Here is a 2,804-nt window from a genome sequence, read left to right as displayed (position 1 = left end):
CAGTGAGGGAGCTGACAATTCACAGGGAATAGTGGGCTCGCAGCAATCGCAAGATGAAAATTTAAGACTGAAGGGGGCAACGGTTGTCTCCAATCTCGCCATCGCAGGCGGGAAGAAGGTAGAGCAGTTTAAAAATTGGTTGGGTGAAGACAATGCAGAGACTGCCGCGCTGGTTTTGATGGCGGCGGCAGGTGGCCCGGTGAAGACCTTGGGCAGTACGCTGTGGGCGGCAACACCGATGGCGGGGTATTTGCAGGAAAAGAAAGAGCAGTATCTGGTCAACCCACTGACGCCTTTGATCGGCGCCAACGCATTTGGTGCTTTGACCGATAGCGATCAGCAAGCGGTGCAGCCTGCGAGCCATGCGACTAGCTCGATGCTTGTGGATACGCTGTTGTCGTCGCTTGGTGTAGTGGGTACCAAAGCCGGTGCGATCGGCATCATTAAAAGTAGCGATGGATTCTCGGGGGTAGTAAAAAGTGCCGAGAATGCCTCGCAAGATCCGACCCGCTTTATTAATGGTGTTAAAGTCGTTGACAAAAAAACAGGTCAGTTGTTCGAAGGAACGGTTGACTTGGCTCCGACCTTGAATCGTATAAAATCAGGCGGGTCTTTCCCACACAAGAACGATGGGTCTACATTCAAGAACCTAGGTGGAGACTTGCCAAAAAAGCCAGACGGATATTATACAGAATACGTACATCCAACTCCCGGTGTGTCAGGGCCTGGTCCTCAGCGTATAGTAGTAGGAAAAGGTGGTGAAATGTACTACACGTCGGACCATTATAAAACCTTCATACCAATTAAAGAATGAGGTTTAAAAAATTGTCAGAATTTAATTTTTCAGATTTTGCTCCATCCTATGATGCGTCTAAGGTTTTTTATGCGCGTATTGATCCGGATATATATTCTTCTGATGAGTTGTTGAAGTCGCTGTATTACATTCTTTGGTTCCCGGGATATTTTGGTTTTAACTGGAATGCGCTGCATGATTGTTTGGGGGATTTTGGCTGGATCTCATGTAGAAAGGTGGTTCTTGTGCATGAATCCCTACCAAAGCTTCCGGAAATGGAGTTGAAAATATATCTGGAAGTGTTGCGTGACTCGGTTCTAAATTGGAGCAACAAGGAGGAGCACGAGTTCGAAGTTTTTTTTCGATCTGTGGACAGATCTGAGGTCGCGCGAATTTTAGGCGATTGGAACCTCAGGGACGGAGGTACTTAAGCGCCCGCCCTGGCCGCCAGCATGACCGGCAGCCAAGGCGTCAGCATCAATGGCGCCAATATCAGCAACGTCGCCGTCGGCAGCGACGGTCGTAGCATCAGCGGCGCATCGCTCAACGCCGTAGGTGCACAGGGTGGCTTGAACGGTCGCACCTAGCAGACCGCAGCAAATGTGGGCGGGCAAGCGGTGGTCGGTCGCGCCAACGGCGGTGCGACCAACACCCGCGTGTCTACCGGTACCACCGGCAGTGCAGGCAACCAGGTGAACGCCAACACGCAGGACGCCACGCTGGCCACATCCGGTGGCATCGTTGCGATGTCGGTCGAACCGGTGATGTCCAGCGACGGTGGGCTCAAGCGCAGCACGCTCGATCAGGCGACTGTGCAGACCACCGCTGCCGTTACCGGCGTGACCGCAGGCGCTAACGGGAGTCGCACACGTATCGACCCGGCCACCATTCCGGTGACCAATATCGTGGGCGGTGGGCAAACGTCGTTGGCGCAGATCGAGCTGCCCATCGGTGGCCTGTATCGCCTGTCCAGTGGCACGGGCACCGACCTTACTGCCATGGGCCGCGCCGCCAACGGGCTGGGCGGCATCAGCGCCTGGCGCAGCAACGGCCCCGGCCGCCGTTACCTGATCGAGACCGACCCGCGCTTCGTCAACTACGACAACTTCATCAGCAGCGACTTCCTGCTGGACAAGCTGGGCGTGGACCCGGAGTGGACCCAGTCCCGCCTTGGCGATGGCTTCTACGAGCAGCGCCTGGTGCTGGACCAGATCACCCAGCTCACTGGCCGCCGCTATCTGGGCAACTACGCCGATGGCGTGGCGCAGTACCGCGCCTTGCTCGAATCCGGCGTGGCCGCCGCAGGCCAGTTGCAGCTGAGCATGGGCGTGGGCTTGACCGCCGCGCAGGCAGCCGCGTTGACGCAGGACATCGTCTGGATGGTGGAGCAGGACTACCAGGGCCAGAAGGTGCTGGTGCCGGTGGTGTATCTGGCCTCCAACTCGCTGCAGTTGCGCGGTAATGGCGCCTTGATTGCCGGCGGCAACGTCGAGCTCAACGCCACCAACTCCATGAGCAACCAGGGCGTCATCGCCGGCGCCGACGTCAGCGTCACCGCCGGCAACCTGCTCAACCAGGGCAGCATCAGCGGCACTGGCAGCGTGGCGCTGGAAGCGCGCAACGACCTGCTCAACCAGGGCCAGATCCAGGGCCGCGACGTCGCACTGGTGGCCGGCAACAACCTGGTCAGCGAAGCATCCAAGGCCATCAACGGTGTCGGCATCCTGTCGGGCATCACCGCCAGCAACACCTTGCAGATGATGGCCGGCAATGACATGACGTTGACCGGCACCCGCGTGCAGGCCGATGGCAGCGCGGCGTTGATCGCAGGCAACAACCTCAGCCTTACCCCAAGCGCGTTGCGCGACGACAACGGCCTGCTGCGCGGCGGCGATGTGGTGTCGATGACCACCGGCAAGGATCTGGTGATGTCTGCAGGCAACGACCTGCAACTGCATGGCGTGACCATCAACGCCGGCGGCAGTGCCGCACTGCAGGCAGGCAACAACCT

At 58.1% G+C, this 2,804-nt stretch carries 3 protein-coding genes and 1 pseudogene; all 4 read left to right on the top strand.

Going from position 1 to position 2,804, the window contains the following annotated elements; translation table 11 throughout:
• Positions 1–814: ribonuclease domain-containing protein (locus tag XpruCFBP8353_RS22895; protein WP_133125708.1), on the top strand; the 814-nt coding region annotated here is incomplete at its 5' end.
• Positions 811–1,224, top strand: coding sequence for a barstar family protein (locus tag XpruCFBP8353_RS22890; protein ID WP_101365246.1), 414 nt, complete (start codon positions 811–813; stop codon positions 1,222–1,224). The genes XpruCFBP8353_RS22895 and XpruCFBP8353_RS22890, both read left to right, overlap by 4 nt.
• Positions 1,225–1,245: 21 nt before the next feature.
• Positions 1,246–1,380: a hypothetical protein gene (locus XpruCFBP8353_RS24505; protein WP_274348787.1), complete on the top strand. Its 135-nt coding sequence runs from the start codon at positions 1,246–1,248 to the stop codon at positions 1,378–1,380.
• Between the two features lie 159 nt (positions 1,381–1,539).
• Positions 1,540–2,804: pseudogene (locus XpruCFBP8353_RS22885) on the top strand (hypothetical protein); the annotation flags it as partial.

The organism is Xanthomonas prunicola (assembly GCF_002846205.1).
Taxonomy (GTDB): domain Bacteria; phylum Pseudomonadota; class Gammaproteobacteria; order Xanthomonadales; family Xanthomonadaceae; genus Xanthomonas; species Xanthomonas prunicola.
The sequence above is the reverse complement of the archived record's forward strand: the minus strand, read 5'-3'. Positions and strand labels throughout refer to the sequence as shown.